Raw genomic sequence first — 25,996 nt, 5'->3', positions numbered from 1 at the left:
CTACTGTGGGTGATGATCCCGGAGACCTTCACCCACATCGTGCGTTTCACCGACTAATCGATAGAGTCGCGGAACGAAACCAAGGTTTGCCGTTCCCGATTTACGATAAGGCGTGTGACATCGGGCCGTGAATAATGGCCGGTCTGGTCAAATGTCTGTCTCTCGCGTCGTATGACGCGATGATCCAGCGTTGCGACAATCAGATCTTCATGCCCGGTCACTGGTGGTATAATCCAATTCCCGTCGGGTCCAGCAATGCACGAGCCGCCGTTGGCCAATATCTCGGGGCAGTTCTCTAACATCGCCTTCGCGGGACTGTCTGCGGGTATATCTGCCTTTCGTAAAAGTCCGCAAACGCCGAGTACATAGCTTCGGCCTTCCCGAGCAAGAAAGCGTGTTGTGGCCTCCGTATTCTTCACGCTGCCGGGCCAAAGGGCGACATGAAGGTCTTCACCTTGCGCATATAAGGCCGCCCGTGAAAGTGGCATCCAGTTTTCAAAGCAATTAAGCCCGCCGACATGGAATGGTCCGACGCGATGTACCTGCAGACCGTGACCATCGCCTATGGCCCAACTCAACCGTTCCTCATAGGTAGGCATCAGTTTGCGATGCACCGATTCAATTACTCCGTTTGAGCTGATGTGAACCCGAGAGCAATATACACTATGCCCCCCCCGATCGGTGGGACGTTCGATAATGCCGAGCATAACCGAGATTCCCAGTTGCTTGGCTACGTCCGTGATGGGCTTCAGATGCCCCGCTTCAATCTGCACCGCCTGTTCAAGGTAGTGCGCGTGAAGTTCTTTCTGCAAATTCGACTCGTAGCGAGCGCCATCCGTCAGGGCAATCCAGAAGGGATAACCAGGAGCAAGGGCTTCGCCAAATGCTACAAAGTCACAGCCACGCTTCGCTGCCTCTTCGCACCACCTCGCGATTTTGTTGATCGTAGCGTCCCGGTCAAGCCAAACCGGCACGATCTGCGCCAGCCCTACAGTTAGGTAGTCTGCATTGCTGGGGCTTTTATCGGCGGTCATCGATATTCCTTTCAACGGTTCTCGAGAAGATTATATGCGGAATGTTTTATGAACGACGTTGTATGCCGAGCGGCAAAGCCGTTATTTCGCCAAACGGCTCGACGAAAAAGCTGAGAGTTCGTGGGCGGGGACCATACCCGCGGCGAGTTGCGCCAAGGCACGACCAACGGATGGCACAAGTTGAAATCCATGCCCGGAAAATCCGAATGCGTGTATCATACCTTCCAATTCGGGAGACCACCCAAGCACTGGAATGTGGTCTCTCGTCATAGCCTCCATGCCAGCCCAGGTGCGCACAATCCGCAACCCCTTCACCCATGGAAAAAGATTGACAGCAGTCTGTGCTGTCTCTGACAACGCCACCATATCGACCGAGGACGAGTTTCTGTCTTTCGCCAGTTTTCCTTGCGCCCCCCCTCCCAACAGTATCGTCCCTTCGGTTGTCTGTTTGAATGATAATTTGCGTCCAAACGAGCCGACAACGGGTGCAATTCGAGGATGAACCCGCTCTGTGACGATCATCATTGACGTCCGTATTTCATGCGATACGCACTCACCTGCCATTTTCGCAAGGTTACTTGCCCAAGCGCCGGCCGCGTTAATCACCAACGGGGCTTCAATAACGCCAATCTCCGTCTGCGCCGACCAGATACCGCCCCGTCGCTTGAGACTCGATACCCTACATTCCTCAATGATCCGCACCCCAGCTTTTTCGCAGGCTGCACGGAAAGCACGGATCGTGCGATGGGGGTCCGCCGAGCCGTCACCGCTCACCCAAGCGCCACCGAGACAGTGTGGAGGCAGATCTGGAATGATAGCTCGGAGATCGTCTGCGCCGAGCAACCGCTCATGAGACATACCGGCCGATTCTAGCCCATGCACACGGGCGCTTACAGCAGCTAAAGCTGCCTCATCCTCTGCGACTTGAAGCTGACCGGCAGCCCGAAATCCGCAATCATCGCCAACAAGCTCGACCATGTGGTGCCAAGTCTCTGCTGCTTCAAGGCTCAAAGGCAACTCTTCAACGGCTCTTCCGAGAGTGCGCACGCCTGCCGCGGTCGAGCCTGAAGCATGCCTTCCGACGAAATCGCGTTCAACCACCGTTACCTTTAGTCCCAGCCTCGCTGACTGCAGCGCTGCTGACAGACCATGGAGACCGCCACCAATGACTAGCAAATCGGTGCTCTTGTTCATTACTTTCCTATCTCCGGCCGAGCACCTTCCAATTTTGGGATGCGATGCGTTCATAAGGGATCTGTGCGATCGACAAGTGGCGCCCACTTGATGCGGTTATCTAGGCTAACGAGCCTGCCCTAGTGCGGTCAAAGTCGAAATCGTTGCGCCAATATTCGATCAAGTTATAGATCAGATTTGCGAATCGCTCGGCCTTTGAGACAGCCGCGTCGCATAACCTAAGGGAATAAGGCTTCAATTTTTTCGACTTTGACTTTGAAAACTCGGCTACTTAGCGTTGCGACATGTAAGTCAGCGGCCGAGGAGAGATAATGTATATATTCGACCATAAGAAACGCATCATGCGCTTGCAAGAAAGCCTTAAGGCAGCCGGCACAGGTGCCGCTATCGTCATCCTGCCTAGCAATATCAGGTATCTCACCGGCTTCTGGGGTTATGCTGCAAGGGCAGAGTATTACGAACCTCGCAGGCTGACCTGCGTGGTTATTCCGAAAAATGGCCGGCCACTGCTTGTGGTCCCAAAAATCGAACGAACGTTTGCGCAGGCTGCGGTGGCCGGTCTCGATTTGCGCATAGAGCATCATTGCGAGGTCACCATCGAAGGTGAACGTAAAGACGCTTGGGGCATTGTCCGTGACTTCATTGTTGAAAACGGCCTGCAAAATGAGCCAGTCAGCGTAGAGAAAGCAGATCTTACCAACCGTGCGTACGCGGCCTTGGTAGATGGTCTAGAGGGAATTCGACTTGTCGAGAGCGACAGGGAGGTTGAACGTCACCGGTCAGTGAAGGATGCAACCGAAGTAGAAGTGCATCGTGCCTCAGGGCATCTTGCAGCGCGAATGTTCGATGTTGAGGTTGAAGCAATCAAAGAAGGCGGCCATCGCGAATATGAGGTTGCGATGAAAGGTTGGGCACATACTGTAAAGGCCTGCGCCGCCTGTATCGATTCCGAGACGCCGAACCACGACCACGTCGACTCCCCGATCGGCATGAGCGCACAATTGTTGACGTCCGGGTCGCGCCTCAATCGTGCTCACGGTACAGCGTCAACTAAGATGATCGAGCCAAACGATATTGTGGCGATCGACTTTTGTCGGGTACCATTCCTCTTAGGTTTCCGCACAGGCTTTGGTCGGATTGTTGCGCAACGCCCGTTGAGTTCAACGGAGCAAGACATCAATGCGGCCGTCAGAAAATCTTACGACGCCGCACTCGATATGTGTCGTCCGGGGGCCGTTGCGTCGGATATAAACCAGGTCGTAACCGACACGCTCGTCGACGCGGGTCTGGGACCTTACATTGTGCACAGCTGCGGACGAACCTTCGGCGTTGAGACCGAAATGAAGCTGGCGGAAGGCGTTGGAGGCTCGCTGAAGGCCGACATGATTGTCTCCATCGAACCTTCCGTTTACATGGATGGATATCAGTCGAGGATTGAGAGCACGTTCCGTATTACCGACGGAGCGCCAGAACTGTTGACGCCAATCCATGAAGGGGTGGTTCAGTTATAGCTCGACTTTCAAGAGACGGCGGACATTGTTCAACAATGTCCGCCAACTTCATGCTACGGAAAATACACCTAGGTTCGCGGCGACAGCGCCTTGGACTTCCTCAGCGAATGCGTCAACGAGAGCTTTGTTCCTACATTCGAGTGGGTGGCAAAAATGAAAGCCGAGCGAGGTTGATGGATCGAGACGCAATATAGAAACTTCATTGCGCAACGATTTGCTGATAGTGAGTGGGTGAAGTATAGAAACTCCCAAACCTGCGGCCACAAACTCGCAAGCATTTTTGGCCGTATCGGCATCGAGAATAACGTTCGGGATCACACCTTGTCCCTCTAGCAGTTTGTCGATCTCGAGCCGAAGTATACTACTTGAGGATGAGGCGATAAAGCGCGCGCCTTGAAGTTCGCTTAACGGAATTGAGGTGCGGTGGCCCAAGGGGTGATCCCGCGGAACGACGCAGACGAGGGGCTCCACGCCGATATCTTGGGAACGGATACGCACTTCGTTCGCGGAGGCAGAAACGATCCCGACGTCCAATTGGCCTCGCACCAACCAGTCGGATATAAGCTGGGAACTACGCTCCATTACTGAAATAAAGACGTCTGGATATCGATCAAGAAAGCTAGAGACAGCCGAGCGGATAACTGGGCCTGAGAGGGCTGGGATCACGCCAATCCTGAGACGGCCACGTTCTTCCCGCCGTATCGCATCGACGGCGCGCGCTATCTGTTGCACCCCTGTGAACACACGATCAATCTCCTGATACAAACGCATCCCCTGAGGTGTCAGAACAAGACGTCTTCCGTCTCTCTCAAAAAGCTGGAGTTCGGTATCCATCTCCAGTGTACCCAACAACTTACTGGCGGCCGGTTGAGAGATTCTCAGCGCATCTGCGGCACGACTTACTGTCCCAGATTCGACGAACGCTATTAGAGCTTCGATCTGACGAAGGCTAGGGATCCGCATGGTTGGCCTCAAACGAGATTTGAACACAGAACAGTCTCATATAACCTACGCGAATGAATTCCAAATAAATCCGACTTTGACCGCTCAAAACGATAGCCAGTATGGTCGGTACGAGCAAACCGAAATGATTGACCCAATCAGGTCGGAAGAGAAGCCAGATCGAGCTTTTGCCGCAACCGCTATCCGCCGTGACCTCACACAGAGCATCTTATGTTTCGAAAACTGCATGATCCAGAAGTGGTCCTCACTGTTTTTATTGACGGTATCGCTGTCCCAGCGGAGACGGGGGAGAGCGTAGCCGCCGTGCTAATGAGGCAGGAGGACTGCTGGTCTCGGTTGACGCCAGTAAAGAATAGCAAGCGGGCACCATATTGTATGATGGGCGTTTGTTTTGATTGCCTCGCCGAAGTTGACAATGTCGCGTCGGTCCAGACCTGTCTCACGACTGTCCGGGAGGGCATGTGCATCACGAGGCAGCGCGGGAAGAGGGGTCTCAAACCATGAATTCGGTCGAACTCCTTATCGTCGGCGCGGGCCCCGCCGGCATGGCTGCAGCAATCACTGCGCGAAAGGCCGGTCTTGAGGTTCTGGTCGTGGATGAGCAACCCGCCCCAGGTGGGCAAATCTGGCGTGGGATCGAAACAATTGCCGCAACTAAACGCGGGTTGCTGCTTGGATCAGCCTATCTTGAAGGGCATCCGATCGTAGAAGCGTTTCGCGCGAGCGGAGCGGTATACGAACCCGGCATGCAACTGTGGCAGGTCGAACCCGGATTCCGAGCGTTCGTTTCCAGAGCAGGCGTTTCCAAAGTTATTGAGGCCGAAGCGGTCATCCTTGCGACCGGAGCACAAGAGAGACCAGCGCCTTTCAAAGGGTGGACATTGCCCGGAGTTCTAACCGTGGGAGCAGCCCAAATCCTGTTGAAGAATTCGGAACAGATCCCTGCTAAACCAGTGATAGTCGCGGGCAGTGGGCCACTAGTTCTTCTCTACATGCGACAGCTATTAAAAGCAGGCGGGAAAATCGCTGCATTTCTCGACACTACTCCGCCCCAGCAATTGAAGTCAGCGATCCGCTTTCTGCCATCTGCGCTGTTGAAGGCACCGGATTTGCTGAAAGGATTGTCTTGGAGTTTCGCGCTAAAACTGGCAGGTGTCCGTCGCATTCGCGGCGTGAATGACATCGAGGCCCTTGGCACGGACCGCCTAACAGCAATCCGTTTCCGGACTAAAGCTGGTGTTGAGGAGACAGTCGAGACGGAAAACTTATTAGTGCATGAGGGCGTGGTGCCAAACGTCCACGCATCGTTTGCAGTTGGATGCGCGGTGGAATGGCGTGCCGATCAGCAATGTTTCGCTCCCACAGTAGATGAGTGGGGAGAAACTTCTCAAGCCGCAATTTACGTCGCGGGCGATGGTGCAGGTATAGGGGGCGCTAAGGCCGCGTACCTGCGCGGGGAGATCGCAGCATTGGGCGTTGCCACAAAACTTGGTCGGTTACCGTCAGTTGCTGCAAACAAAATGGCGGCATCTGCGCGCTCCAGTCTTAGACGCGAACTGGCTCTTCGCAGGTTCCTGGATGCCCTTTTTCGACCACGAGAAGCCGTCTTCAACCCGACAGACCAAACAGTGGTGTGTCGTTGCGAGGAATTGACGGCTGGGGAAATTCGCAACGTTGTTCGCCTTGGCCGCCGCGATCCAAATCAGATCAAAGCTCTGACGCGTGTTGGAATGGGTCCCTGCCAAGGAAGACAATGCGGCTACAGCGTGACGCAAATTGTCGCCGCTGAAGAGAGACGACAAGTAAGCGACGTTGGTTTCTACCGATTCCGTCCTCCGCTTAAGCCTATAACGCTCGGAGAACTCGCTTCGCTACGTGACGAGGATCACGCGATATAGGCGTTATACTTGCGGTACCTCGACGAGGTGACATGCCTCGTCCACTCGGGCTCCGGTCATATGCTCCAAATAGAACAAGGATTTCACGTGACAATATATCCGCAGACTTTCGCAGTCATCGGTGCATCCGAGGGAGCACTTGGACTGGCGGTAGAACTCCGTTTGGCCGGACGGCGTGTTATCGTTTCGCACGGAAGCCTTGATGATCAGACCTCCGAAGAGTTATCGGTCATCCAAGACATCAACGTCGATTGTCAGGTGGAAAGCTTCGTAGGCGGTCGGCAGCAAGTGTCGGTGCAGGGCATCGAAACGACCAATAGTCTCGCCGTTGCTGCCCGAGAAGCAGACGTCATTGTGTTGATGACACCTCAGACAACATATGAAAATATAACTCGAGAGCTATTGCGATCGCTGCGAGACGATCATCTGGTGTTACTCTGCCCGGGCGGCCTAGGTGGGCCGCTGTTGATTAGCCGGCTTGCGGCGGAGGCGGGGATCCAGAACCTCCTTGTTGCTCAAACAGCATCAATGCCTATCGGAGCACGCCGAACGGGCAAGGATAAACTTACCGTTGTCAGCAAAAAAAACGTGCTTCCCGTTGGTGTCTTTCCAGCGCGCCGTACGCGTGAATTGCTCGACCGGTTAAAGATCGACTTCCCTCAGTTAAAGCCGACAATGAATGTCCTTGAGTGTGGCCTTGCCAGTGCAGCCCCGGGTCTCCATCCCATCCCTATGATCATGAACGCTGCGAAGATTGAGGCGGATGGCCCGTATGTTTATGACGCCTACGATATCACGCCGACGATTGCGAACGTAATCGAAGCGTTAGATGAGGAACGACAACAAATTCTCAGAGCGATCGGGGCCGAAGTTATGACGATTTCTCAACTCCTTGAGGAGTCCTATGGCACGCAGGGCGATAATTTTTACGACATCGTCCACGGCGTCCAAGCGTACCGACAGGTCAAAAGCCCACCCCACCTCGACTACCGATATCTCACGGAGGACGTGCCAACCCAAATCGTGCCAGCGGTCCTGCTGGCCACCAAACTGGGTGTTGAAACTCCACTGCTAGCGGCGACTGTTGCTTTCGCAAATGCGATGCACCGCCGGGATTATTGGAAAACTGGCTGGAACCTGGAGAAACTCGGCCTGTCTGACCACTCTCCTGACTCGATCCTAACATTCCTTTTGAAGGGTCAAGATTGATTGAGCATAAGATGACGCCACGGTAGCGCACCAGATCGCTTTCGTGAACCGAGTCCATGCAGAAAGTACGATCTCGAGCAGATCAACCTGATGGCAGATCAGCCAGGACAATTGATATGAAGAAACCCCGAAACGATGAACGCCGGTCGATAGACGACTACGCGCGTCACTACCGACCTATAGGATTGAGAGCCGTGATAGCGGCCACTTCAATTAGGGCTCCAGTCACTGATCAAACAAAAGCAAATCGCGATGGTCATTCCCCGACACTCGCCGTCAGAGATCACCAAGGCGAAGGATCTGACTAAGTAGTTCCGCTTTAGGATGAACTAAACTCGCTTTACACCATTCGAGGCGCATCCGAGCGAAGCTCCGACATCTCAGATTTACCAGCAGTAAAATTGCAATGATGTCTTTTTTCCATTGCGCGACCCACTTCCTGCTGTCAAGTTGCGGGCGACGATTGCTTTATGGCTAAAAGCAGTCGCTGCTCGCTTGAGATCCGCGCACGCAACCGAAGCCGATTTCAAACGCAAATCTCAAAGTTTCGAGCAAGTGCGATAATCGATACGTAAAAAACCTACGGTGGCTTGAAAGGTCTCCTGAAGTTCAGGAGCGGGTTGGCAAGTTAGTGGCATCCGTGAGGCAGGCTATCGACTAAATTGAGGCGGGGATGTCGATGCTGCATGATCATACAAGCGCGCTAATGCGTGCTTCAATTTTATTGACTGCAATGAGCAATGAAAAGCGTCTCCAAATTCTTTCGTTGCTGGTGGCGGACGAAAATTCTGTTGGACAGTTAGTGAGATCAGTGGGATCGAGCCAGTCCGCTCTGTCCCAACATCTGTCTAAGTTACGCGAGGTAGACCTTGTACGTGCACGGCGGGATGCCCAGACGATCTACTATTCGTGTCATTCCGATGCCGTGACACGCATCCTCGCGACGCTGCGCGAAGTTTTTACGCCAAGCAACCTTGCCGATGTGTCGATCGCTCGAGAGATACCGAACAATTCAGCTAACCACCTATGTGGCTCCGTCACAGGCGACAATCCAATACCCGCAAATTCTTCCTAAGCATTCCCGGCATCAAAGATATGGCTACCGGACTCTGTTGATATGCCCTGATCTCGCAAGTCTATGGGAGTTTACGCATCGGATCATTGGGGGGGGAATTGATCCGCGATATAGCTTCAACACGGCTCCACCAGGCAACGGAATTATTGAAGAGGTCCGTATGCATATTCCTTTTGAATTGTACGTGCTGATAGGCACGTTAGGCGACGATGATGTTATTCTTCCGCCGGGATTCGAGAGAGAACTGACGTGGCTTGAAAGAGTGGTCGAGGGAGCGATTACATACCTCGTATGCTTCTTCAGTAAGAATTGCTGAAGTCGTCAAAAACCGAAGAGCGCGCTTTCGCATTAATTTACTAATTGCCAATGTTCATCGAAATCAATTGGACTGTGACTATGAGGGCGACAAAGAAGCCGCATCTCATTAGTGCTGGCCCAATTGGTTGTTGGGTTGGCAAGGACTGTTTGAACCGACTTTTATCTACGGACGATATGTATTGACGTGCTGTGTGCTCAATGCGACGGACAAGTTCCATAAGCTATCTTATGTGATGTTATACAATAACACACGCCAAGGGTTGATTGTGTATCTCTGACAGTTTGAGCCGACCAGCTATGCGTCGGGCCACACTCATCGCCGCACTCCTCTGAAAATGCTCCCATTTTAAGAAAGCCAGGTCGAATATAGACTTCGATTTTCCCACACGTTTGAGAAGAATTTTGCTTTGCAGCACAATGCGGTTGGCGTATGTTGAACCGATCGCTAGGTACTTTGGCGCAACCGGTTCCTCGGATCTACTTCCCGTCTTTCTCGGACCGAAGTTTGGCCATCGCATCTATCATCGTCAACATGGATTCGACCGCATCTGCGGGAAGCGACTCCACGACCTTGATCAGCTTTCGGCGACTCTCGGCTTCGGCGGGCGTCTTGCCCCAACGATAAGGAGCGGCTGCCATGATCAAATCGATCGGCGAGAAACCCAACAATTCGCTGAGATGGATCAGCCGCGTAACGTGCATCTTCGTTTCGCTGCGCTCATACCTTCCATATACGATTGGATGAAGACCTAACAACGGCGCTACGTCTGCGTGGGTTAAGCCCGCCTTGTCACGCGCCGCACGCAGTTCATCAGCCATTCGCTGGTCGAGTTCGCTGAACTCTGGTGTTTCAAAGCCTGGACGACGATAGATCGGTTTTTCGACTTCAGGGTCGGATGTTTGGACCAGGCCATTTTCGTCGATGTAATTATCAAGTTTGCCAGACATGAACCCTGCTCTTCTTCGCGTGCCATTCTCATACATCAAAGACATTGCGCCTGGCTACCTTCGATGCCTCTTGCGCTGTCGTCCCTCAGGAACGGCGCCAAGGTAAGTGAGCGAGGGTGGCATGCCAGATCAGGATTTTAGTGCAGAATTTTCGGCCTTGATCGCCCGTCATCGCGAGATCATCATAGCAATGCTGGAGTCCAACCAGTTCTCGCCTATGACCGCGTCAGACGGTGCCACAGTCGCCAGGGTGGCGGAGGAACTAATGCTGAGAACGCGGATCATCGCCTGGCAGCCGACAAACCGGGATGAGGCCTATCGAAAGCTCGAACATCTCGTCCAGGCCTTGGCGGCCGGCGCTCCAATCGACAGGATGAGTGTCGACATCGCGGTCAAAACGGTCGAAAGTTTCATCTCAAGGCGGTGATTGCCGTGCTTTGAAATCAACGGTCGAGACTGAAGAAATACCGCGTCGCCTCCCCACCGGATGTCGGCCCAATATCGAAGAAATACGGCTTTTCCCTCAAGGGCCGCGCCATGGTTTCCCGCCTCACGCAGCCATCGTCCCCAGTCCCCCAGCCTCCGTTTCTTTCCCCCTCCAGGCCCTGCTCGAACACGCTTCCACTGCCTTGGCATCGATTGACCGTTCGACTGCATTGCGACAGCTCGTTGCTGCCATAGTGATCACCGGTGTCGGGCGCCCTGCTTGGGGTCCACCCGGCCGGGCATTCCCTGTAGCGCTCATAGCCGGGTTTTCCGGCACCACCTTCCGGGCAGGTCGGCCACGAGAACCCCGGCTTCTTCATCGCCGAGATCAGCCGCTCCATCGGCGGCCGGCAACTCGGCACGCCCTGCCAGGACGGGTTGTCGGATGCCGCACATAGGAGAACGTGGCATCCCCAGTCGCTCGCAAATACGGAACCCGTCGGCAGAAACGAGATCGAGATCGAAACCCAAAATGAGACAAACTTCATCGGACGCTCCCTTTAGCGATCGGTCCGCCGTGGCCGATTGCGCCAGTCGGCGAAGGGTGGTGTGATTTCGAGGCGGCGATCGCGAAGCAGGTTCTTGTCCGCCTGCGGCCTGCGCTCCATTGATCGGTCGATGGCCTTCTCTCGCCATTCCGCCATGTCGAGCACATAGGTCCCCCACATCCCGTAGCGGGCGGAGCGGGCATATCGTTCTGCCTGCACATACTGACTGTTGGCACGACTGCCTGTCGTTCGCGCCCAGCCGACCTTGAGCTGCTCAAGACCAAGGTCGCGTCCGGATACGGAGCAGGTGGCGTACAGATCGCCACTGGGCGCATACGTCCCTTTGCACGCAACGTCCCGGTTTCCGATCAGACGCTTGAGCCAAGCCTTTGCGAATGGCCCGCAAGGAACCGGGGCAAGGGTCGACCGCTGGTCGCCAGACTTCGGATCGAAGGCCCATTGCGGCAGTGCGCAGGCATCGATTCCGGCTAATTTCACGCGTTGGCCGCTCTGCGGAAACCATAGCGTATCGCCACTGATAACGGACGCCCTGCCGCGTACGGCCTGTGTCACGACGGCTGGCTGATCCGCCCTCTCGGACGTAGCCACCTCCAGATCCGCGGCGTGGCCGGAAAGTGACTGGCCATGGATCAGCAGCGCGACAACGAGGATCGGACGTTTCATGGATTGGGCTCCCTGGCCGTCGTCGCCTTCCCGAGGATGACTGATGGATGCTGCACGTCCGGAAAAGCCCACAGCCCGGCGGACCGCCCCTTGGCATCCTGCTCTGCAACGGCATAAGCGGGGTTGACCGGGATGCCGTCGGCGTTGAGAGCGGCAAACGCGAAGCCTTGCGAGATCAGCGCGGTGCCGAGATCGAGCTGCGTGCCGGCAACCGTCGCGTAGCAGACAACATAGGTGAGTGCTGCGCTGCGCGCCACGGGAGCACAGGCCGGATGCGTGTCCTTGATGAAGGCGGAAAGCACGGCCATAGAAGCGTCACCGCAGTCCTGTTTCAAGCCGGCCTTGTTGGTAAATGCCGTGCCCCTTAAGCAGGACTGGACGCCGTAGAGCCGATAGCGTTGTCCGGCGCGGGACCAGGTCTCTCCGCTTTCCAGCGCAATCCCGGATTCCAGCACGGTGTAGCCAGCCGGCGCCGCCAAGGCGTTGGCAGCGATTGCCAGGGAAACAACTAGAGTGACACGAGCCGAAGCGGTCATTGGCCCTGCACCCGCGGATCGGCCCACATCCCAAAGCCGCCACGGCCGATCTTCTCCGCCGCAGCGAGATCCGGCCGCATCACCGAACCGTCGGCCTTCTTGGCGAGCTTCAGTGCGCCTACCGACAGCAGTTGCTCTTCGAGGCTGTCAACCGTGTCGAGCGATCTAGGGAAATTGTAATATCCGTAGCACGTCACGTCCTGCACCGGGGCGTTCTGTTCGGAAACGAAGGCGCGGCAATAAAGAACCTTGGGTGACTTCATCAGCACGGCCAGCTGTTGCCGGGCAAAGTCCGCGCAACTGCCAGCGAACCCCTCCTTGGCGTTGACCATTTCGCCCTGGCAAGGTTCAAGCCCGTAGAGATGCAGCTGCGTCCGGTCATCGACCTTGATGTCCGTCGGCGACACCGCCTGAAAGCCCCGGGAGGTGGCATATCCCTTGCGGCCAACAGACGTCTGCGCCCCGTCGAAATACTCCACGACGAGGATCGTCTTTCGGGGTGCGGCCAGCGACCGAACGTAATTCTTGTCGATCGCAGAAGCCGCATGAACGACCTCCGGCGCCCCAATAAGCGCCGGGATGATGACTGCCAAGATAACGTAGTGCGTTTTCATCAAATCGTCTCCTTGCCCATTTTTGCCTTTGACTTTCGCAAAAATCAAGATAGCACTTAACTCATCAAGTTATCTTTTGTCATTTTCGCATGAGCGATATGCCGGCGATCTGGCTCTCTTTTTGAGCCGAATTGGTAAGGATCACGCTGATGAAAAAGCCCTTTGGCTTGTCATTGCTGTTAGCCGCTTCGCATCTCACGGTCGCTGAAGCACAGGAAATCTCTCCACCCGGCTTCGATTCGACGCGGTTTTCCGGCCAATTTGTTGAACCTGGCGCCGCTCACCGTGCGCGCGTCGGCCTGGAGAACTTGGAGCGCGGCCGCTCTTTCGTCATTGGCACCGATGGTCTCGCACGCAGCGAGACCGAACCGCAGGCGCTAAACTCGATAAGTTTACCTGCCCGTCTGAATGCCGATGTGAACGAGGCCAAATCGGAGGATACCGATGGCGCTACCGAAATGCGCGGGTTCGCCTCACTGCCCGAACCATGCGGGCCCTCGCCGCTCGAGCCCGCCGCGATCGAAGCACTGGTGATCGCCGCCGCGGAGCGCCACGGCGTCGAGGCACGATTTGCCACCGCCATCGCCTGGGTGGAAAGCCGCTTCGATCGGAAGCGTAACAGTCCGAAGGGCGCGCGCGGACCGATGCAGTTGACGCCCGCCACCGCCAAACGCTTCGGCGTTGCGGACGTCTGCGATCCGGCCTCGAATATCGACGGCGGCGTGCGTTACCTGCACGTGCTTCTCGACGAGTTCAAGAATCCGTTCCTCGCTGCGGCTGCCTACAATGCCGGTGAACAGTCGATCTACACCAATGACGGCATCCCGCCCTACCCTGAGACCGTCCGCTATGTGGCTGCGGTCATCAATCGCCAGCTCGGGCTGGAGCTTCCGGATAGACGCGCCACGAGACCGGGGCGCGGGGTTGCGATCGAGACGGCAGCCGGAGCCCCCCAACCCGCGAGCGACATCATTGGCGCCCGCGCGCCAAACTTCGTCGGCGGGGTGATGCAATTCCCATCAGGGCAATTCCAAACACAGGAGTGAACCATGAAGATCGAACTTTCGGATCGGCAGACAGTGATCGTGCGCGGCGCAGTCTTGGTTGCCGCCCTCTCCCTCCTTCAGATCGGCACTGCCGACCTTGCCTTCGCCCAAGCGACCAACCAGGCGTTCGCACCATTGGAAACCGTCGTGCAGGCGGTCGTGGATTTCATCACCGGGCCGTTCGGCCGGCTGATCGCCATCATCGCCGTCATCGGCCTTGGCTTCCTCGCCTTTGCCGGCCGCCTGAGCTGGTTCACCGCAGGCGCGGTCGTGCTCGGTATCGGCCTTGTGTTCGGCGCGCCCGCGATCGTCGACCAGCTGATCTCGACCGTTGGGAACTGAGCCATGTTGCCCGCCTCCGACGAAAAACCACATCTCACGCCGCTGGTCATCGGCCTCACCCGCTCCCCGACCCTTTGGGGCGTCCCATACATGGCCGTGGTGCTGGTGATCGGCCTGACGATCATCGCCTGGCTCGTTACCAACCAGCTCTGGGCGTTGCTGACCGCGCCAGTCGCCTATGGCGTGCTGTTCACGCTCTGCAGTTGGGACGCGCGGGTTCTCGACGTCCTGCAGGTTTCCACCCGCCTCACCCCGCGCACGCCGAACCGAACGTTCTGGGGCGCCAACTCATATGGGCCGTGACGATGCTGAAGGTGATCCGCGAAGAGCTGGGCTTCGGAGCCGTTGCCAACAGCGAACGGGCAATGGCGCGGCATATCCCCTATCTGCGACACGTGGCCGACACCGTCGTCAAACTCGACGGCGGCGCGCTGATGAGCGTCATCAGGCTCAATGGCCTGTTCTTCCAGACGGAGGACCAGGCTGAGATCAACATGCGCTCGGTCGTCCAGAACACTTTGATCCGGGCGCTGGGATCTAGCCGCTTCTCGCTCTGGTCGACGGTCATCCGCCGTCAGGTCGGCACCGAGATCGATGGCGCTTTCGATAATCCGTTCTCCGCCGAACTCGATCGGCGCTATGCCGCATCGCTTGCCGGCAAGCGCATGTTCACCAACGAGATCTATCTGACGGTCCTGCGCTCAGGGATGCGAGGCGCACTCGCCGCGGGTGACCGGATTAATCGCGCATTCGGCCGCGTCTCTGGACGCGATGCGCAGGCAGAGGAAATCCGTGAGGCCGTTGGCGAACTCGAGGAGATCGTCGGCAATATCGAGCGAGATCTGGCCAAATATGGCGCCCGGGCACTCGGCATTGAGTACCGCTCCAACGAGCCTTATTCCGAGCCGTGCGAGTTTCTGAACACGATCCTCACCTGCGGCATCCCGCGCAAGATGCGTCTGCCGCGCATGGGCTTGGCAAACTATATCGGCACGTCGCGGCTGCATTTTTCCAGGCGAACGATGCAGGCGCAGGGTCCAGTCAAGGCGGATGACCGCTATGGCGCGATGCTTTCGATTAAGGAATATCCGCCCTTTACCGGGCCCGGTATGCTCGATGGATTGCTGCAGGTGAACCATGAGTTCATCCTCACCCAGTCCTTCACGCTCGCCGACAAGCCGATCGCGCAGGAGCGCATCACCCGATTGAAGCGCCAGATCGGTGCCTCCGACGAAGCCGGCAGCGATGTCGAAACCGATATCGATTTTGCGCTGAACAGCCTGCTGAACCAAGAAGCGGTGTTCGGCTTCCATCACCTATCGCTGCTCTGCCTGTCACGCGATCTCGACGGGCTGAACAAAGCCGTGTCCGATCTCGGCGCCTGCCTGACCGACATGAACATCAACTGGCTGCGCGAGGATCTGAACCTCGAGGCGAGTTTCTGGGCGCAGCTGCCGGGCAACCATTCCTACATTTCGCGCAAAGCTCTCCTTTCGAGCGCCAATTTCTCCGGCCTGTCGTCGATGCATAATTTTGCCTCCGGCCAGCAGGATGGCGCACACTGGGGAAGCCCGATCACCATCCTGGAAACCACCAGCCAGACGCCCTACTGGTTCAATTTCCACCGACGCGATATCGGCCATTTCCTTGTCACCGGTCCGACCGGCTCCGGCAAGACCGTGGCACTAACCTTCCTGCTCGCGCAGGCGTTTCGTGTCCAACCCTCGCCGCGCGCGGTATTCTTCGACAAGGACCGCGGAGCGGAAATCTTCATCCGAGCCATGGGCGGTGCCTACGAGATCCTGTCTCCTGGAACACCGACCGGCTTCAACCCCCTGCAGATTGACAATACCGGCGAGAACCGTGAATTCCTGGTCCGTCTTCTCAAATCCATGCTGCGCAAAAGCGGCCACTCTGGCTTTGTCCAGGAAGAAGAAGACACGCTGGAACGGGCGATCGTCCGCCTGATGCAGGAACCGGTCGCGGAGCGGACGCTGGCCAACCTGTCCGGACTGCTGACCGGGCGTTCACGGGCCGATCCGAACGATCTCCGAGCTCGGTTGCGGCCCTGGATCGAGGGCGAGAAGGCCTGGCTGTTCAATGCGCCGCAGGACGTCCTGTCATTTTCCGACCGGCGCGTCTTCGGCTTCGACATGACCAGCATTCTCGATAATGACGAGGTCCGAACTGCCGCGCTCATGTATATTTATCATCGGCTCGACGCGCTGTTCGACGGCACGCCGGTGATGATCTTGATGGACGAGGGCTGGCGCCTGCTGCGCGACCCGACCTTTTCCGACTTCATCGTTGACAAGATGAAGACCATCCGCAAGCTCAACGGCATCGTCGGCTTCGGCACCCAGTCGGCCGCCGATATCGTGCGTTCGCCGGCCGCCCACACGCTGATCGAGCAGTCGGCGACCAATATCCATTTCCCCAACCCGCGAGCGGACGAGGAAAGCTACATCCAGCGCTTCGGGCTGACGGTGAAGGAATTCAACTTCATCCGCAACACGCCGCCGGAAAAGCGCGCCTTCCTGATCAAGCATGGCAATGACAGCGTCATCGCCAAGCTCGATCTCGGCGGAATGCCCGATCTGATCAAGGTCCTGTCGGGGCGCAAGGAAACCGTCGAGGAATGCGCCCGGCTGCGTCAGGCCAATGGCGACGACCCCGCCGGCTGGCTCGCCGAATTCTGCGGTTGGGAGGAGCAGGCATGAGCGTTCCGTCGTCACACCGCTCCTTATCGAACGATCAGCGCTTGCCGCGCGGGCGATGGCGTCATGCCGTCTCGGTCGCGTTGCTTGTCGGCACCTTGCAGGCACCAGATGCCGCCCGTGCCGACGTTCCCACCATCGATGGCACCAATCTCGATGAACGCGAGAAACGCGACGGCGCGACCACTGATATCAAGGACACCGACAATGACCGCCATACGATCCACACCTCGGTGACCTGCTCGATGTACCGTCCGTCACGCCGGAACGATCCGGTGGGATCGGCCGAGGCCAATCCCGAGATCTCCGGGCTGGTGCGGCGAATTGCGCGTGAAGAAGGCGTCGACGAAAACCAGTTCCTCGCACTCGTCTATCAGGAGAGCCGCTTCAACCCTTGCGCCAAGTCGGGCGCCGGCGCGACGGGTCTCGCCCAGCTGATGCCGGGCACGGCGGCACAACTCGGCGTCGACGAGAATAATATCGAGCAGAACCTGCGCGGCGGCGCGCGCTACTATCGCCAGCAGTTGATCAGGTTCGACGGCAATGTCTCGCTGGCGCTCGCCGCCTACAATTCCGGGCCGGGCAATGTCAGCAAATATGGCGGCATTCCCCCGTTCAAGGAAACGCAGGGCTATGTCGCCGCGATCACGCAAGACTGGCTGCCGGCGTTCGGCGGCTCCGACAAATCCGGCATCCCGCTGAACTTCGGCGGCGGCGAGACCGCCTATACGGGTATGCGATCCTCAACGCTGAACGCCATGGGCACGACGACGGCGACACGCGACAGCCTTGGAAATGTCGCAAGCTGGTACGCCCAGCTTGGAAACCTGCAGACTGGCACCATTCAAGACAGCTGGGACCACAATTCGACGGCCCGCAACGCCAACCTCGAGATGATCAACAACGTGATCAATCTCGGGACTGTGATGACCGATCTGATCAATTCCCGCAATGCGGTGACTGCCTCCAATGTTTCGGGTTCGTCTCGCAGCAGCGGGCCGGCCAATGACGAGAAGACGGAGCGGCCGACGACCGACCTCTGCGACGTGAGCAAGCACCTCGTCTGGAATGAGCAAGAGCAGGCCTGCATCGCCAAGCGAGAAGCCGAAACCCAGGTCCAGCTGCAGCTGCAGACCGAATGATCCCAGCCCCCCGCAAGACGGACCTGACCCATAGGAGACGACCTTGAAACATCTCGCACGCATTCTGGCCCTGATCACCCTTCCCGCTCCGGCTCTGGCAGACGTACCCGTCATCGACAAGACCAATTACGCGGTCGCCAAGCAGACGGCCGAGACGACGGACAAGATCCTCGACACCAACAAGAACATCCTGACGACCGTCGAGGATACCTTAAAGGCAGTGACCGGCGATCGCGGCAGTACTGCCTCGCCGCTGAAGGATCTCGCCGTCGGCAACGGTTTCAGCGTGACGTCGGTCCCCTCCTTCGACAGCATCCTCAAGGAAGGCATCCCGAACTTCGGATCGATGAGCGGCGACATCGCCAAGGCCGCCGGCGTCTTCATCAACGGGCTGCAACTCGTCAAGTCGCTCTCCGGCAAGGACAATAGCGGCCTTGCGAGCGACAAATCCTATGAGCAACTGGTCAACACCGTGCTCGGCGTCTCGGCCCTGATCAACGGCTCGAAACAGGCTATCGAAACCCGCCGCAGCGCCTTCGAACAGGCCGGCACCAAGATCGGAACCGCCGAGGACATCAAGGGATCGATCGACCAGAACACCCAGCTTCAGGTCCAGTCGGGCCTGACGCTCAACGAGATGATTGGCGTCATGAACGGTGCAGTCACCTCGCTGCAGGCCGAAAACCAGCGGCGCCTGACCGACATTTCCAACACTAAGAAGACACTGGCCTACGGCGAGTGATGAAGCGCATTCCTCCCACTCTCGGTATCATCCTGGTTCTCGCAAGCCTTGCCGGCTGTGGCACGGTCAAGGAAAAGACGGCGCCGTGCAAACGGCCCGCCATCCTGTCGTCCTTTGTAGAGGATCCTCGCCGGCCATGCGGTCCGATGCAGAGCGTCAACGATCCGACCGCCGCCTTCGAGGCGATCGGCGTCACGCCCAATGCCCCATTCGACCTCACAGGCACGCCATAGGGATTGCGACACGATGCAAGATTTTCTCGGCGACCTGTTGCAACGGATCGAGGATTCGGGAACGAGCTTCTCAGAGCAGGCCTATACTGTGGTGGCCCAGGAAATCATGCCGCTGCTGAGGATCCTGTTCATGGCCTATGTCGCCTGGTACGGGCTACAGCTGGTGATGGGAACGTCGCGTCTCGGCGTCGGAGAGATCGTCGGCCGCATCGTTCGTATGATGATCATCCTTGCCCTGATCGACAGCTGGGCGAACTTCAACAACCTCTTCTATCACTGGATCAACGACACGCCCGAAGACGTCGGCCGCGCGATCCTGGCGGCATCCGGAACGGGGATTACCGAACCGACCAACGGCATGTCGCAGATCTGGAAGACGGCCAACGAGGCGGCCTCCGCCTTTGCCGAACAATCCGGCTATTTCTCGATCCTGCCCAGCATGATTGGCGTGCTGATCATGATCGGCGCGGGAGTGTTCATCGCGGTGGCGCTCGCCATCCTCATCCTCGCCAAGGTGATGCTCTGGGTGCTGATCGGCACAGCGCCGATCTTCATCGCCTGCATGCTGTTCGAGCGCACACGCGGTTACGGCGTCGGCTGGTTCAATCAGGTGCTGACCTATGCGCTGATCCCGCTCTTCATCTACGTGATCGCCGCCTTCCTGATCGCGGCGATGAACCCCGAGCTCACCAAGATCGATGCGGCGAGCGACAGCCGGACGCTCACGCTCGCCGATGTCGCGGGCTTCCTGCTGCTCTGCGTCGCGGGCGGTTTCGTCATGCTCTACATCCAGTCGCTCGGCCAGGGGATTGCCGGCGGCATTGCCGCGGGTGTCGGAAGTGCTGCCCGCACGATTTCGCACGCCGCTGGAATCCGCATCCCGATGGCTGCGGCGCGCACGGGAGCCTCCGCCGGCCGGTCGACGGTTCGCGCCATCCGCAACGGTCGCGATCGGTTCCGGTCTGGCGGTGACGGGGATGACGACGGGACCCGCTTGGCCATGCAGGCCAAGATTTCCCGGCAGGGCACGCCGGGTTGACCTCAAGGAAAAGACGAAAACGAATGGCACAATCCAGGGACATCGACCTTCGCAGCTATTACCAGAGCGGCGACATCTGGGAGCAGGAGATCGTCAAGCGCGCCAAGCGCTCGCGAGCGCTCGCTTGGTTCGTCACCATGATCTTCGGCGGCATCACGCTTCTGTCGCTCCTGGCCCTCGTCATGCTCGTGCCGCTGAAGAGCTTCGAGCCCTATATCGTCGAGGTCGACAAGAATACCGGCTATATCGAGGTCAAGAGCGGCCTCACCCGCCCAGCCAGCCTCACCGACAGCCAGGCTGTTACACAGGCGAATATCGTCCGCTACATCCGGGCGCGCGAGGGCTATGACCCCTATGGGATTTCGGACAATTTCGGGATCGCGGCTCTGCTGTCGACCGCCAACGCGGCTCGCGAACTTCAGGAAAGCTTCAGCGCAGCCAATCCCCGCAATCCGGCAAAGCTCTACGGCAAGAACAAGCGCGTCACGACCGAGGTCGCCTCCGTCACCTTCCCGAACGCGTCCACCGGGATCGTGCGGTTCTCCACCACCGAAGTCTCGGAGACCGATGCCGCGACGCGCCACTGGATCGCGGTGGTCCGCTATCGCTATACCGACACGCCGATCCCCAACGAGTGGCGTTTCGAAAACCCCCTCGGCTTCCAGGTCTACGACTACCGCCGCGACCAGGAAACGGTGATGGGGAACGGCCAGTGATCCGTCCCATTCTCTCTACGATCCTTGCCTCGATCTTGGTCCCCGGCCTGTCTCACGCCGCCGAAACGCCGTCTGCCGGCCGGCTCGACCCGCGCGTCACCAGCGTCATCTACCAGCCCAATAATGTCGTGCGGGTGTTTGCGACCTACGGCATCTCTACGATGGTCATTTTCGACGAGGACGAGAAGTTCGAGACGATCGCGGTCGGCGACACCGAAAGCTGGGATGTCGTGCCGACCGACAAGGGCAACATCCTCTTCGTCAAACCGAAGGCGAAGAACGTCGCGACGAACCTCAACGTCGTGACCACCAAACGCATCTATTATCTCGAACTCAACGATTTCGCGCCGGAGGCCAATAAGAAGGTCTTCGGCATTCGCTTCGTCTATCCCGACAAGGATCTTAACGCTTCGCTGCGGAAAGAAGCGGAGGCCCGTGCCGCCTATCCCAACATCGCTGGCATCGACAAGGCCAACGTCAACATCGACTATTCCTTTTCCGGCGGTGGCGCGATGAAGCCGCTGATGGTGTTCGACGACGGCAAGAAGACCTTTTTCAAGTTCGGATCAAAGGTACCGGCGATATTCGCCGTCAATGCCGACTTCACCGAGACGCTCCGCAATTTTCGGCGCGAGGGCGACTACATCGTCGTCGACGGCACCGCCACCCAGTACACGCTGCGCGACGGGTCGCAATGGATCTGCATCTTCAATCTGAGAAAGCCGGATTTCGGCGAGCCCGACCCGGCAATCATGGGGCCGGCCCCGGATAACAAGGCAACGATGCGCAGAAGGAGCGGAAACGGATGAAGCGGTCTCCCGAACTGGACGCCATGCTTGCGGCCGACGACACCGATATCCGTGACAGGCGCGCGCGCCGCAGCCAGCTTCTCGGAGGTGCAGCCCTTCTGCTCGGCGGAGCCGCACTCGCCTATCTTGTCGTCTTCGCCCCGCAACGACAGGCAAAGGACGCTCTCCAAGGCGACGAAGAGTTCACTACGACGACGTTCCGGCCACCCTCGTTTCTCCGGGATACACCGCAGGTCGAGGAGAAGCCGAAAACCGAGGTGATCGAGATCCCTACCCCGCCGGAATCGAAGCCGGAGGAGAAGAGTGACACGACCCAGTTTGACGTGCCGCCACCCCCGATTGCTGTCGAGACCGCCGAGAAGACAGAAAAGTCTGTTGAGGAATTTCCGAAGCGTTTTCTGTCCAAGCAGGTGGTCGTCGATGCAACGACACCTGAAGCGGGAAATGGCGCTGCGTCTGGAAACCCTGACAGTGGCGCGACGGTCGCCGGTGAAGACCGCGCCAGCAAATACCTGGCGGCAGCGTCGGCACTCGGTGATCGCTCGGCCAAAGCCCGGCAGATCGGCCGCATAGACGCTATGATCCCCGAGGGAACGCTCATTCCGGGCATCCTGGAAACGGCGATCAACAGCGATCTTCCCGGGCAGATCCGGGCCATCACCTCGCAGGACGTCTATTCCTTTGACGGCCGTCGTGTTCTTGTGCCGACCGGCACACGGCTTATCGGCGAATATCAGTCGGATGTCACGCGCGGCCAGAAGCGGATCTTTGTCATTTGGACGCGGCTGCTGCGCGATGACGGGGTTACCGTCCGCCTCAACAGCATCGGGACCGACAGTCTCGGCCGCTCCGGCCTGACCGGTATCGTCGATAACAAATGGCGCGAGCGCTTCGGCTCTGCGATCCTTTTGTCGATCGTCGGCGGTGGCGCCTCCTACCTGACCGGATATGGCAGCGATCAATATAGCAGCTCCGGTAGTAGTGGCGGCAACAATGGCAGCTCAAACTCCGACCGCGCTGCCGATCTCGCTCGCCAGACGATCGCACAGACGTTTTCCGACATGGCAAACCAGGCCCTGTCGGAAAACCTCAAAATCCCGCCGACGATCAGCGTCCATCAGGGTGAACGCATCTTCGTCTATGTCCGCCAGGACCTCGACTTTTCCGCCATGTATCCGGATCCGGTCGAGGAAGCGCTGAAGGAGATCAAGCATGAGCGAGGCCTCGATACGGGTCGTTTCCAGCAATGACCCCTACTACTTCCTGAACCGCTCTCTCGCACCCTTGGCGGATTTCCTCGCCGACCGAAAGGTGGTCGAGATATCGATCAACCGGCCGGGCGAAGTGTTCGTGGAGCGCCTGGGTGCAGCAGAAATGGAGTTTCATTCGGTCCCCGCCCTGACCGTGACAGAGATCGAGCATATCGGCGAGCGTGTGGCGGCGGCAAGCAACCAGTTCATCAGCAGCACCAACCCGTTGCTGAGTGCTGCGCTGCCCTCGGGCGAGCGCATCCAGGTCGTCCTGCCACCGGCCGCACCGGACGGTGGTGCGATCTCGATCCGCAAGCAGGTGATCAGCGACTTCACCCTGGCGCAGTATCGCGACAGCGGTGCCCTCGACCGGGTCTCGGTTGCTGCCGGCGGCCTGAACGATGTCGAGCGGAACCTGATCGACCTGCTGGATGGCAACCATATCCACGACTTCATCGAAACGGCCGTCCGCGAACGCATCTCAATCCTGATCAGTGGCGGAACCTCGACGGGAAAAACCACCTTTCTCAACGCTTGCCTGAAAAGCATCGATCCGCACGAACGGATTCTGACGCTTGAGGATACACGCGAGCTGTTTCCGCCACAGCCAAACAGCCTCCACCTGCTGGCGTCGCGCGGCGAACAGGGCACCGCCCAGGTGACGATCCAGTCCCTGCTCGAGGCGTCTTTGCGTATGCGACCGGACAGGCTGTTTGTCGGCGAGATCCGCGGCAGCGAAGCGTTCGCCTTCCTGCGGGCCATCAACACTGGACATCCCGGCAGCATGTCGACCGTGCATGCGGACACACCGATGGGCGCCTATGAGCAGCTTGCCATGATGATGATGCAGGCCGGCATGTCGTCGGGCTACTCCAAGCAGGACCTGATGTCCTATATCCGCATGGTGATCCCGATCGTCATCCAGTTGAGGCGTGATGGCGGCCGCCGCGGAGTATCGGAAATCTACTACGCCCGGAGCGCGGCATGAACCGCGGCTATATGGCATTCTACCTGTTCTTTTGCGCGTTGATCGCGCTCGCGGTCTGGATGCTCGCCTATAGCCTGATCCTGCAGATCGCCTGGAAAGACGGCCGCATCCTGCATCTCATGACCACGACCAATCCGCTGGCGCCCTTCCAGCAGTTCATGGCCTACGCTAACAGTCGATCACTCCAGCTCGCGGCAGCGGCAGCCTCCGTTCCAGCGCTTGCCGCAGGAGCCGCCACCGCGGCATTCGGATTGAAGCGCCCGTCTAATCCGCTTGGCGACGCAGCGTTCCAGGACGTGGCGTCGCTCCGGCGGGGGCGCTGGTTCCGGAAGGACGGCCTGGTTCTCGGCCGGATGGGGACGCGTCTGCTGCGCCGCAACGACGATCGGCACCACCTGATCATCGGGCCAACACGGTCGGGAAAGGGCGTCGGCTATGTCATCCCCAATGCGCTGACCTTTCCCGGCTCGATGATCGTCACCGATCTCAAGGGCGAGATTTTTGACCTGACGGCCGGGTACCGGAAGGCTAATGGCCACCAAGTGTTCCTGTTCTCGCCGGGAGCGGAGCGAACCCACCGGTGGAATCCGCTTGATTTTGTGCGCGCCGATCGCGGCAGCCGTACGATCGACATCCAGAACATGGCGGCCGTCCTGATCCCCGAGACCGTCGGATCCGACAATGCTGTCTGGCAAGGGACCGCGCAGCAGGTGATTGCCGGCGTGATCAGCTATGTTCTGGAAAGTCCACGTTTCGCCAACCGGCGGAATTTCGGGGAGGTGAATGCGTTCTTCAATTCCGGCATCGATCTGCAGGAGTCCATGAAGCGGATCGTCGAAGACGATGGTGGTCTGTCGCGTTTCACCGTGGAAAGCTTCAATGCATATGTCTCGTTGAACGAGCGCGCGGCCCGCTCCGCCCTGCTCGACATTCAGAAAGCGCTGGCACCATTTCGCAACGAGCGGGTGGTGGCCGCAACCGCCGTAACCGACATGGACCTCGTGTCGTTGCAACGCCGTCCGGTGACCGTCTATCTGGCGCCGAATATCACCGACATGACGATCCTGCGGCCGCTGTTGACCCTGTTTGTGCAGCAGGTGATGGATCTCCTCACCCGCAAATACGATCCAAAGGCACTGCCGGTCCTTTTCCTGCTCGACGAGTTCCGGCAGCTAAAGAAGATGGACGAGATCCTCAACAAGCTGCCTTATGTGGCAGGCTACAATATCAAGCTCGCCTTCGTGATTCAGGATTTGAAGAACCTCGACGAGATCTATGGCGAAACCTCCCGGCATTCGCTGCTGGGCAACTGCGGTTTGCAACTCATCCTCGGAGCCAATGATCAGGCGACCGCGGATTATGTCTCGCGTGCGCTGGGCAAGCGAACGATACGCTATCAGTCGGAATCGCGGACTCTGGAACTGCTTGGGCTTCCACGCCGCACCCGGGTCGAGCAGATTCGCGAAAGAGATCTCATGATGCCGCAGGAAATCCGCCAGATGCCGGAGGATCGGATGGTATTGCTGGTCGAGGGTCAACGACCGATCTTTGGCAGCAAGCTGCGATATCATGCGACCGAACCCTACCGACGCGCTGTTGATAAAGCGCAATATCCCGGCATTGATATTCCAGACGTTGAGCTTGGCCCAGTCTCCATTCGGACAGATGCCATTGTGCCAGTCCCCGCCACCCGCGAACCAGTAGAGGTTGACATCGCCGCCTCGGCGCCGCCGCGACCTCAGCCCACGAGGCGTGTGGCGAGAGCCATCAAAGCGGAGCCCGCGCGGTCGGTGTCCAACGGGGCGGAGCGGGTCTCTCGTTCAGCGCGACGTCTTAAGGCTGCGGTCTCCGCGTCGATTACGCAAGCGCCGGAAATGCCCGCGGTCTCGCGGAAGGCAATCGAGGACATTCTGGCGCTGACGATACCGGATCCTTTGGATGTCGGGTTGGGCGAAGCTACTTAGAAAATCGCAATCTGCGATATCGCGGGCGCGGAACAATCTGTTACTGAGAT

General features: G+C 58.3%; 27 protein-coding genes. 19 read left to right on the top strand and 8 right to left on the bottom strand.

Annotation, left to right across the window (positions count from 1 at the left end):
- Positions 1 to 53: 53 nt before the first annotated feature.
- Both DEM27_RS24535 and DEM27_RS24530 read right to left on the bottom strand, forming a co-directional pair.
- A complete protein-coding gene (locus tag DEM27_RS24535; RefSeq protein WP_109460876.1) occupies positions 54 to 1,034 on the bottom strand; it encodes a carbon-nitrogen hydrolase family protein in 981 nt (326 codons plus the stop codon).
- Positions 1,035 to 1,115: 81 nt separating this feature from the next.
- Positions 1,116 to 2,228 carry an NAD(P)/FAD-dependent oxidoreductase gene (locus DEM27_RS24530; RefSeq protein ID WP_109460875.1) on the bottom strand — a complete coding sequence of 371 codons (1,113 nt, stop codon included), beginning with the start codon at positions 2,226 to 2,228 and terminating at the stop codon, positions 1,116 to 1,118.
- Between the two features lie 311 nt (positions 2,229 to 2,539).
- On the opposite strand from DEM27_RS24530, the gene DEM27_RS24525 reads away from it, so the two are divergent.
- The gene (locus DEM27_RS24525) at positions 2,540 to 3,739 is read left to right on the top strand and encodes a M24 family metallopeptidase (RefSeq protein WP_109460874.1); all 1,200 of its coding nucleotides are present in this window, start codon (positions 2,540 to 2,542) and stop codon (positions 3,737 to 3,739) included.
- A gap of 48 nt (positions 3,740 to 3,787) precedes the next feature.
- Here the strand turns inward: DEM27_RS24525 and DEM27_RS24520 are convergent, their stop codons facing one another.
- Entirely contained in the window at positions 3,788 to 4,702 is a 915-nt protein-coding gene (locus DEM27_RS24520; RefSeq protein ID WP_109460873.1) for a LysR family transcriptional regulator, read from the bottom strand.
- Between the two features lie 210 nt (positions 4,703 to 4,912).
- Between DEM27_RS24520 and DEM27_RS24515 the strand changes: the two genes are divergently transcribed.
- From DEM27_RS24515 to DEM27_RS24500, 4 genes are all read left to right on the top strand, one after another.
- Positions 4,913 to 5,206 carry a (2Fe-2S)-binding protein gene (locus tag DEM27_RS24515; RefSeq protein ID WP_109460872.1) on the top strand — a complete coding sequence of 98 codons (294 nt, stop codon included), beginning with the start codon at positions 4,913 to 4,915 and terminating at the stop codon, positions 5,204 to 5,206.
- Positions 5,203 to 6,600, top strand: coding sequence for an FAD/NAD(P)-dependent oxidoreductase (locus DEM27_RS24510; protein WP_109460871.1), 1,398 nt, complete (start codon positions 5,203 to 5,205; stop codon positions 6,598 to 6,600). The genes DEM27_RS24515 and DEM27_RS24510 overlap by 4 nt, the downstream gene beginning before the upstream one ends.
- A gap of 87 nt (positions 6,601 to 6,687) precedes the next feature.
- The gene (locus DEM27_RS24505) at positions 6,688 to 7,809 is read left to right on the top strand and encodes an NAD/NADP octopine/nopaline dehydrogenase family protein (protein ID WP_165823571.1); all 1,122 of its coding nucleotides are present in this window, start codon (positions 6,688 to 6,690) and stop codon (positions 7,807 to 7,809) included.
- Between the two features lie 673 nt (positions 7,810 to 8,482).
- A complete protein-coding gene (locus DEM27_RS24500) occupies positions 8,483 to 8,884 on the top strand; it encodes an ArsR/SmtB family transcription factor (protein WP_109460869.1) in 402 nt (133 codons plus the stop codon).
- A 795-nt stretch (positions 8,885 to 9,679) separates the two neighbouring features.
- Here the strand turns inward: DEM27_RS24500 and DEM27_RS24495 are convergent.
- Positions 9,680 to 10,150 carry a helix-turn-helix domain-containing protein gene (locus DEM27_RS24495; RefSeq protein WP_165823570.1) on the bottom strand — a complete coding sequence of 157 codons (471 nt, stop codon included), beginning with the start codon at positions 10,148 to 10,150 and terminating at the stop codon, positions 9,680 to 9,682.
- A 121-nt stretch (positions 10,151 to 10,271) separates the two neighbouring features.
- On the opposite strand from DEM27_RS24495, the gene DEM27_RS24490 reads away from it, so the two are divergent.
- Positions 10,272 to 10,577 (top strand): hypothetical protein, encoded by a 306-nt coding sequence (locus DEM27_RS24490; RefSeq protein ID WP_109460867.1) that lies wholly within the window; start codon positions 10,272 to 10,274, stop codon positions 10,575 to 10,577.
- Between the two features lie 16 nt (positions 10,578 to 10,593).
- Here DEM27_RS24490 and DEM27_RS24485 read toward each other — a convergent pair whose 3' ends face one another.
- From DEM27_RS24485 to DEM27_RS24470, 4 genes are read right to left on the bottom strand one after another with little or no spacing between them, the layout of a single operon-like run.
- A complete protein-coding gene (locus tag DEM27_RS24485; RefSeq protein ID WP_109460866.1) occupies positions 10,594 to 11,124 on the bottom strand; it encodes a hypothetical protein in 531 nt (176 codons plus the stop codon).
- A 12-nt stretch (positions 11,125 to 11,136) separates the two neighbouring features.
- Positions 11,137 to 11,808, bottom strand: coding sequence for a thermonuclease family protein (locus DEM27_RS24480; protein WP_245446083.1), 672 nt, complete (start codon positions 11,806 to 11,808; stop codon positions 11,137 to 11,139).
- Complete coding sequence (locus DEM27_RS24475; RefSeq protein ID WP_109460865.1) at positions 11,805 to 12,344, bottom strand: thermonuclease family protein; 540 nt, start codon at positions 12,342 to 12,344, stop codon at positions 11,805 to 11,807. The genes DEM27_RS24480 and DEM27_RS24475 overlap by 4 nt, the downstream gene beginning before the upstream one ends.
- Positions 12,341 to 13,006 (bottom strand): hypothetical protein, encoded by a 666-nt coding sequence (locus DEM27_RS24470; RefSeq protein ID WP_245446080.1) that lies wholly within the window; start codon positions 13,004 to 13,006, stop codon positions 12,341 to 12,343. Before DEM27_RS24470 ends, DEM27_RS24475 begins: the two co-directional genes overlap by 4 nt.
- A gap of 101 nt (positions 13,007 to 13,107) precedes the next feature.
- Between DEM27_RS24470 and DEM27_RS24465 the strand changes: the two genes are divergently transcribed.
- From DEM27_RS24465 to DEM27_RS24405, 13 genes are read left to right on the top strand one after another with little or no spacing between them, the layout of a single operon-like run.
- A complete protein-coding gene (locus tag DEM27_RS24465; protein ID WP_109460864.1) occupies positions 13,108 to 14,004 on the top strand; it encodes a lytic transglycosylase domain-containing protein in 897 nt (298 codons plus the stop codon).
- A gap of 3 nt (positions 14,005 to 14,007) precedes the next feature.
- Complete coding sequence (locus DEM27_RS24460; protein ID WP_109460863.1) at positions 14,008 to 14,346, top strand: TrbC/VirB2 family type IV secretion system protein; 339 nt, start codon at positions 14,008 to 14,010, stop codon at positions 14,344 to 14,346.
- A 3-nt stretch (positions 14,347 to 14,349) separates the two neighbouring features.
- Positions 14,350 to 14,649 (top strand): VirB3 family type IV secretion system protein, encoded by a 300-nt coding sequence (locus DEM27_RS24455; protein ID WP_109460862.1) that lies wholly within the window; start codon positions 14,350 to 14,352, stop codon positions 14,647 to 14,649.
- 2 nt (positions 14,650 to 14,651) lie between these two features.
- On the top strand, positions 14,652 to 17,066 hold the full coding sequence (locus DEM27_RS24450) for a VirB4 family type IV secretion/conjugal transfer ATPase (protein ID WP_109460861.1): 2,415 nt from the start codon (positions 14,652 to 14,654) through the stop codon (positions 17,064 to 17,066).
- Positions 17,063 to 18,205 (top strand): lytic transglycosylase domain-containing protein, encoded by a 1,143-nt coding sequence (locus tag DEM27_RS24445; protein ID WP_109460860.1) that lies wholly within the window; start codon positions 17,063 to 17,065, stop codon positions 18,203 to 18,205. The genes DEM27_RS24450 and DEM27_RS24445 overlap by 4 nt, the downstream gene beginning before the upstream one ends.
- A 43-nt stretch (positions 18,206 to 18,248) precedes the next feature.
- On the top strand, positions 18,249 to 18,947 hold the full coding sequence (locus DEM27_RS24440; protein ID WP_109460859.1) for a type IV secretion system protein: 699 nt from the start codon (positions 18,249 to 18,251) through the stop codon (positions 18,945 to 18,947).
- Positions 18,947 to 19,180, top strand: coding sequence for a hypothetical protein (locus DEM27_RS24435; protein WP_109460858.1), 234 nt, complete (start codon positions 18,947 to 18,949; stop codon positions 19,178 to 19,180). The genes DEM27_RS24440 and DEM27_RS24435 overlap by 1 nt, the downstream gene beginning before the upstream one ends.
- 13 nt (positions 19,181 to 19,193) lie before the next feature.
- Positions 19,194 to 20,219 carry a TrbL/VirB6 family protein gene (locus DEM27_RS24430; protein ID WP_109460857.1) on the top strand — a complete coding sequence of 342 codons (1,026 nt, stop codon included), beginning with the start codon at positions 19,194 to 19,196 and terminating at the stop codon, positions 20,217 to 20,219.
- A 23-nt stretch (positions 20,220 to 20,242) separates the two neighbouring features.
- Positions 20,243 to 20,935 carry a VirB8 family type IV secretion system protein gene (locus tag DEM27_RS24425; protein ID WP_109460856.1) on the top strand — a complete coding sequence of 231 codons (693 nt, stop codon included), beginning with the start codon at positions 20,243 to 20,245 and terminating at the stop codon, positions 20,933 to 20,935.
- A complete protein-coding gene (locus DEM27_RS24420; RefSeq protein WP_245446090.1) occupies positions 20,935 to 21,744 on the top strand; it encodes a TrbG/VirB9 family P-type conjugative transfer protein in 810 nt (269 codons plus the stop codon). Before DEM27_RS24425 ends, DEM27_RS24420 begins: the two co-directional genes overlap by 1 nt.
- Positions 21,741 to 22,994, top strand: coding sequence for a type IV secretion system protein VirB10 (virB10, locus tag DEM27_RS24415; protein ID WP_109460854.1), 1,254 nt, complete (start codon positions 21,741 to 21,743; stop codon positions 22,992 to 22,994). The genes DEM27_RS24420 and virB10 overlap by 4 nt, the downstream gene beginning before the upstream one ends.
- On the top strand, positions 22,957 to 23,982 hold the full coding sequence (virB11, locus tag DEM27_RS24410) for a P-type DNA transfer ATPase VirB11 (protein ID WP_109460853.1): 1,026 nt from the start codon (positions 22,957 to 22,959) through the stop codon (positions 23,980 to 23,982). The genes virB10 and virB11 overlap by 38 nt, the downstream gene beginning before the upstream one ends.
- The gene (locus DEM27_RS24405) at positions 23,979 to 25,946 is read left to right on the top strand and encodes a type IV secretory system conjugative DNA transfer family protein (RefSeq protein WP_109460852.1); all 1,968 of its coding nucleotides are present in this window, start codon (positions 23,979 to 23,981) and stop codon (positions 25,944 to 25,946) included. The genes virB11 and DEM27_RS24405 overlap by 4 nt, the downstream gene beginning before the upstream one ends.
- Positions 25,947 to 25,996: the final 50 nt, after the last annotated feature.

Origin of the sequence: Rhizobium album (assembly GCF_003122325.1) — a bacterium.
In the GTDB taxonomy this organism is placed as follows: domain Bacteria; phylum Pseudomonadota; class Alphaproteobacteria; order Rhizobiales; family Rhizobiaceae; genus Metarhizobium; species Metarhizobium album.
The sequence above is the reverse complement of the archived record's forward strand: the minus strand, read 5'-3'. Positions and strand labels throughout refer to the sequence as shown.